Origin of the sequence: Streptomyces chilikensis, from assembly GCF_001642695.1 — a bacterium.
GTDB classification, from domain to species: domain Bacteria; phylum Actinomycetota; class Actinomycetes; order Streptomycetales; family Streptomycetaceae; genus Streptomyces; species Streptomyces chilikensis.
The window spans coordinates 1659400-1664918 of record NZ_LWCC02000005.1 but is presented as its reverse complement, the minus strand read 5'-3'; the positions used below and the strand labels follow the sequence as shown (position 1 = coordinate 1664918).

3 protein-coding genes and 1 pseudogene are annotated in these 5519 nt (G+C 72.9%); 1 reads left to right on the top strand and 3 read right to left on the bottom strand.

Going from position 1 to position 5519, the window contains the following annotated elements:
- Positions 1 to 102: 102 nt before the first annotated feature.
- Entirely contained in the window at positions 103 to 855 is a 753-nt protein-coding gene (locus A2U95_RS07405; RefSeq protein ID WP_166021407.1) for a Mut7-C RNAse domain-containing protein, read from the bottom strand.
- A gap of 31 nt (positions 856 to 886) precedes the next feature.
- Positions 887 to 1558 (bottom strand): PAQR family membrane homeostasis protein TrhA, encoded by a 672-nt coding sequence (trhA, locus tag A2U95_RS07400; RefSeq protein WP_206282832.1) that lies wholly within the window; start codon positions 1556 to 1558, stop codon positions 887 to 889.
- A 296-nt stretch (positions 1559 to 1854) separates the two neighbouring features.
- Here trhA and A2U95_RS07395 point away from each other — a divergent pair, with 296 nt between their 5' ends.
- Positions 1855 to 3720 carry a phosphoenolpyruvate carboxykinase (GTP) gene (locus A2U95_RS07395; protein WP_166021405.1) on the top strand — a complete coding sequence of 622 codons (1866 nt, stop codon included), beginning with the start codon at positions 1855 to 1857 and terminating at the stop codon, positions 3718 to 3720.
- A gap of 153 nt (positions 3721 to 3873) precedes the next feature.
- On the opposite strand, the pseudogene A2U95_RS32520 reads toward A2U95_RS07395, so the two are convergent.
- Positions 3874 to 5519, bottom strand: a pseudogene (locus tag A2U95_RS32520) (tetratricopeptide repeat protein); the annotation flags it as partial.

Sequence of the window (5519 nt, the reverse complement as noted above, 5' to 3'; positions counted from 1 at the left end):
CCGGGACGGAACGCGGCACGGACCGCCCGGCGGGCGGCCGGGCACCGGGCGGCCGGGCCGCCGCGGGGCGCACGCGAAGCCCGCGCCACCCGGCGGGGCGCGTCAGCCCGTACCCGCGCCGTACTCCGCGACCGCCCGGTCGACGATGGCGACCAGCTTCTCGTGGTGGGCGCCCTTCCAGTACACGCGCCCGCAGTCACCGCACTCGGCGAACACCTCGTACGACCGCGACGTCCCCGCCTCCAGCCGGTCCGCGACGTCCGCCTTCGTCGCCTCCCGCAGCTCCCCGTTGCACGCCGTGCACCGCGTCCACGGCCGCAGCCGCGGGGTGAACCGCCGCAGCACCTCCCGCAGCTGCTCGTCGGGCCGGGTGCTGTAGACGTACGCCCCCGCCCAGATCTCGCGCCGCCGCAGCAGCCCCCGGTCCCGGCTGAGCAGGACCCGCCGCTCGGCGGCGGACCGGGTGGCCAGCGCGGGGTCCCCGATGTCGGTCGACTCGTACGCGACGTCGACCCCCAGCAGCCGCAGCCGCCGCGCCAGCGTGCCCAGGTGCACGTCCAGCAGGAAGCGCAGCGGCACCCGCGGCGCCCCCGGCGTGAGCTGCGGCGGCCGCACCGGCCGGACCTCCACCGACTCCCCCGCCGTCGGGGTGTGCGACACCGGCACCGGCCGGCCGTCGACCACCAGCTCGCCCACCTCGGTGAGCGGCACCCCCAGCGACTCCACGACGTGGCCCAGCGTCGACACCCCGTCGACCGCCGCCGTCGCCTCGCCGCCGCGCACGAAGAGCCGCAGTTCCGGCGCGACCCTGACGTGGATTCCCGTTGCACCCGTAGCACTCGCACTGCCGACCATGCGGCCAGAATGACACGCGCGTGTCCGGGGGTCACCCGTGCCGGTAGGCCACCAGCGAGATCCCCACGTAGTGGAAGGCGAAGGCCACCAGCGTGAACGAGTGGAACACCTCGTGGAACCCGAAGTACCGCGGCGACGGGTTCGGCTTCTTCAGGCCGTAGATCACCCCGCCCGCGCTGTAGAGCAGGCCGCCGGCGACCACGCACACCAGGACCGCGACACCGCCCGCCCGCAGGAAGTCGGGCAGGAAGAAGACCGCCGCCCAGCCCATCGCGATGTAGCAGGGCGTGTAGAGCCAGCGCGGCGCGCCGACCCAGAAGACGCGGAACAGGATGCCGGCCGCCGCGGCGGCCCAGATGCCCCAGAGGAGCCACTGCCCCTTGGACTCCGGCAGCAGCAGGATCGTCAGCGGCGTGTACGTGCCGGCGATGATCAGGAAGATGTTGGCGTGGTCCAGCCGGCGCAGCACGCCGTCCATTCGGGGGGACCAGGTGCCCCGGTGGTAAAGGGCGCTCACTCCGAAGAGAAGACATGCCGTGAGGGTGTAGATCCCGCAGGCGATGCGTCCCCGGGTGGAATCGGCGAGAGCGGTGAGGACGAGTCCGGCGATCAGGGCTGCCGGGAACATCCCCAGGTGCAGCCAGCCGCGCAGCCGGGGCTTGATCTGCTCCGAGATCTGCTCCGGAAGTGAGGGTGCGGTCATGTCAATCATCGTACCTACGGGACCGTAAGTTACAGGTGAGTACCTGGAGCGCGCGGACGCCCGCCACCTGGCAATTGTGCTCTGCCCCACCCTCAAACGCACCATTCAGTGAGCTTGCTCACTGCGCTCAGGTGTGCGGCCCTCTGGACATATGGGCACTACTCATCGAAGATCATATGAGTGAGGTCCGCTCCGAATGAGCACCCGACATCGTCCGGGGCGGCACGAACGCACCAGAGGGCACCACCCACGTCCCGGGCAAGAGCACCCGCAGCAACCCTGATTAGGAGCAATTCGTGGCGCGCGACATCGAGGCTCCCCCGACCGTCCCCACCGACGCGACGGAAGAACCCCCCACCAAGCACCCCGAACTGATCTCGTGGGTCGACGAGATCGCCGAACTGACGCAGCCCGACAGGGTGGTCTGGTGCGACGGCTCGGAGGCCGAGTACGACCGGCTGTGCGAGGAGCTCGTCCGCAAGGGCACCTTCAAGAGGCTGGACCCGGTCAAGCGCCCGAACTCGTACTACGCCGCGTCCGACCCCACCGACGTCGCCCGGGTCGAGGACCGCACCTTCATCTGCTCGGAGCGCGAGCAGGACGCCGGCCCCACCAACCACTGGAAGGCGCCCGCCGAGATGCGGGAGGTCTTCCAGGGCGCGGACGGCGAGGGCGGCATCTTCCGCGGCTCGATGCGCGGCCGGACGATGTACGTCGTCCCCTTCTGCATGGGCCCGCTGGGCTCCGACCTCTCCGCCATCGGCGTGGAGATCACCGACTCGGCGTACGTCGCCGTCTCGATGCGCACCATGACCCGGATGGGCCGCCCGGTCCTGGACGAGCTGGGCGACGACGGCTTCTTCGTGAAGGCCGTCCACACCCTCGGCGCCCCGCTGGAGCCGGGCGAGCAGGACGTGCCGTGGCCGTGCAACACCACCAAGTACATCTCGCACTTCCCCGAGAGCCGTGAGATCTGGTCCTACGGCTCGGGTTACGGCGGCAACGCGCTGCTCGGCAAGAAGTGCTACGCCCTGCGCATCGCCTCCGTGATGGCGCGCGACGAGGGCTGGCTCGCCGAGCACATGCTGATCCTCAAGCTGACGCCGCCGCAGGGCGAGTCCAAGTACGTCGCCGCCGCGTTCCCGAGCGCCTGCGGCAAGACCAACCTGGCCATGCTGGAGCCGACGGTGCGCGGCTGGACCGTCGAGACCATCGGCGACGACATCGCCTGGATGCGCTTCGGCGAGGACGGCCGCCTGTACGCCATCAACCCGGAGGCCGGCTTCTTCGGCGTCGCCCCCGGCACCGGCGAGCACACCAACGCCAACGCCATGAAGACCCTCTGGGGCAACGCGGTCTTCACCAACGTCGCGCTCACCGACGACGGCGACGTCTGGTGGGAGGGCATGACCGAGGAGCCCCCCGCCCACCTGACGGACTGGAAGGGCAACGACTGGACCCCGGAGTCCGGCACGCCCGCCGCGCACCCCAACGCCCGGTTCACCGTCCCGGCCGCGCAGTGCCCGATCATCGCGCCCGAGTGGGAGGACCCCAAGGGCGTCCCGATCTCCGCGATCCTCTTCGGCGGCCGCCGCGCCAGCGCGGTGCCGCTGGTCACCGAGTCCTTCGACTGGAACCACGGCGTCTTCCTGGGCGCCAACGTCGCCAGCGAGAAGACGGCCGCCGCCGAGGGCACGGTCGGCGAGCTGCGGCGCGACCCGTTCGCCATGCTGCCGTTCTGCGGCTACAACATGGGCGACTACATGGCCCACTGGGTCGAGGTCGGCAAGGCCGCCGGCAAGGACGGCCAGGCCAGGCTGCCGAAGATCTACTACGTCAACTGGTTCCGCAAGGACGGGTCCGGCCGCTTCGTGTGGCCCGGGTTCGGCGAGAACAGCCGGGTCCTGAAGTGGATCGTCGACCGCCTCGACGGCAAGGCGGAGGGCGTGGAGACGCCGATCGGCATCCTCCCCGCCAAGGAGTCCTTCGACACCGAGGGCCTGGACATGCCGGAGGAGGACCTCGACCTGCTCCTCAGCGTCGACAAGGACGTCTGGAAGCAGGAGGCGGCGCTCGTCCCCGAGCACCTCGGCACCTTCGGCGACCACACTCCGAAGGAGCTGTGGGACCAGTACGAGGCCCTCGTCGCCCGTCTCGGCTGACGCCTCCCCCTCCCCCACGCCCCGCGGCCGGCCACCCCGACGTATGCCCTGACCTGCGACGTCGCCCTGGCCGGCCGCGGCCGTACCGCCACCTCGCGGACGGGCCGCGGCCGTCCCACCACCTCGCGGACGGGCGCGGGCCCCGGGGCGGGATCAGCCGGCCAGGATCTCCCGCGCCGCCCGCGTCGGGGTGAGCCCCAGCCGCCACGCGGGCCACCCCTCCCCCGCCGGCAGCCCCCGCCGGAGGAACAGCTCCCACGTGGCCGCGCAGTCGGCCAGGCGCGGATCCTTCACCGTGGGCATCAGCGCGGCCAGCTCCCCCTGCGCCGTCTCCGCGCCCCCCGCCGCCGCGTACGGCAGCAGCGTGCACCGCAGGAACCGCCCCCACGCCTCCGCCCGCGTGTCCCCGCAGGACGCCGCCAGCCCCACCGCCTCGTCGCACAGCGCGAGCGCCCGCTCCTCCCGGGAGTTGCCCGCGTCGATCACCGCGAGCTCCAGGCAGGTCCACGCCTCGCCGTGCACGACCCCCGCCCGCCGGAAGTCGGCCCGCGCGTCCACCAGCAGCTGCCGGGCGAACCCCGAGTTCCGCAGCGAGCCGGCCCGCGCGGCCCGCTGGTCGCGGGTCACCCGGGCCAGGTGGTGCCGCGCCCAGGCCAGTCCGTACACGTCACGCATGCGCGAGAACAGCGCACGCGAGCGCTCCAGCTCGCGCCCCGCCTCGTCGAGGTCGCCGGCCTCCTCCAGCGCCTGCCCCAGGTAGTGCAGGGTCCACGCCTCGCCGCGCAGGTCCTCGACCTCCCGGTGCAGCGCGACCGCCTTGCGCAGCCCGTCCACCGCGGCCGCCGCCTCGCCGTCCGCCAGCCGGGCCCGCTCCAGCTGCGTGCGGGTCCACGCCTGGCCGCGGTTGTCGCGGGTGCGCCGGTACAGGTCGAGCGCGGCCCGCAGCTCCTGGCGCCCGCGTTCCACGTCGCCGGTGCGCAGCGCCAGCTGGCCGAACTGGTAGCGGGCCCACGCCTCGCCGTGCACCGCCTCCGCGGCCCGGTGCAGCGCCAGCGACTGCCGCAGCAGCTGCCGCGCCTCGGTGAGGTCGCCCCGGTCCCGTTCCACGGCGCCCAGCGCGTGCAGGGTCCAGGCCCGGTCGGCGGCCAGCTCCGGCGCGGTCTGCAGCTGGACCGCCTCGCGCAGCTTGGCGGCGGCCTCGGTGAGGTTGCCCTGGTGGTGCAGGGTGATGCCCAGCGACCCCATGGCCCGCGCCGCGTCGGCCTCCTGCTCGGAGGCGCGGTAGTCGTCGACCAGGGAGGAGAGCGTGGACTTCGCCTTGTCGAGGTCGCCGATCTGCCGGGCGGCGATGCCGGTGCGCCAGGTCACCGAGCGGAGCATCAGCCCCTCGTCGACGGACCTGGCCAGCTCGTTGATCTCCCCCAGCCGGTACATGTCGCCGCGCAGCAGGCAGTAGTCGCAGAGCGCGCCCAGCAGGGCGTGCACGGCGGAGCGGTCCACGCCGTCGGCGTGCCGCAGCGCGGCGGTGATGAACGCGGACTCGTCGTCCAGCCAGCGCAGCGCCTCCTTGAGGGAGGAGAAGCCCTGCGGGGCGGCGCCGGCCGGGGAGGACAGGCCGGTGCGGGTGGAGACGTTGCCGTCGAGCAGCCGCAGCACCGAGTCGGCGAGCCGGGCGTAGGTGCTGATCAGGCGTTCCTGCGCGGCGGTGCGTTCGGCCGGGGTCTCCTCCTCCTGGAGGCGCTCCTGGGCGAAGGCGCGGATCACGTCGTGCAGCCGGCAACGGGTGCCGCGGACGGGTT

What these genes read in the sequence shown, in the direction of transcription:
- A2U95_RS07405 (WP_166021407.1), bottom strand. Translation starts at nt 855, where the DNA reads ATGGTCGGCAGTGCGAGTGCTACGGGTGCAACGGGAATCCACGTCAGG.
- trhA (WP_206282832.1), bottom strand. Translation starts at nt 1,558, where the DNA reads ATGACCGCACCCTCACTTCCGGAGCAGATCTCGGAGCAGATCAAGCCC.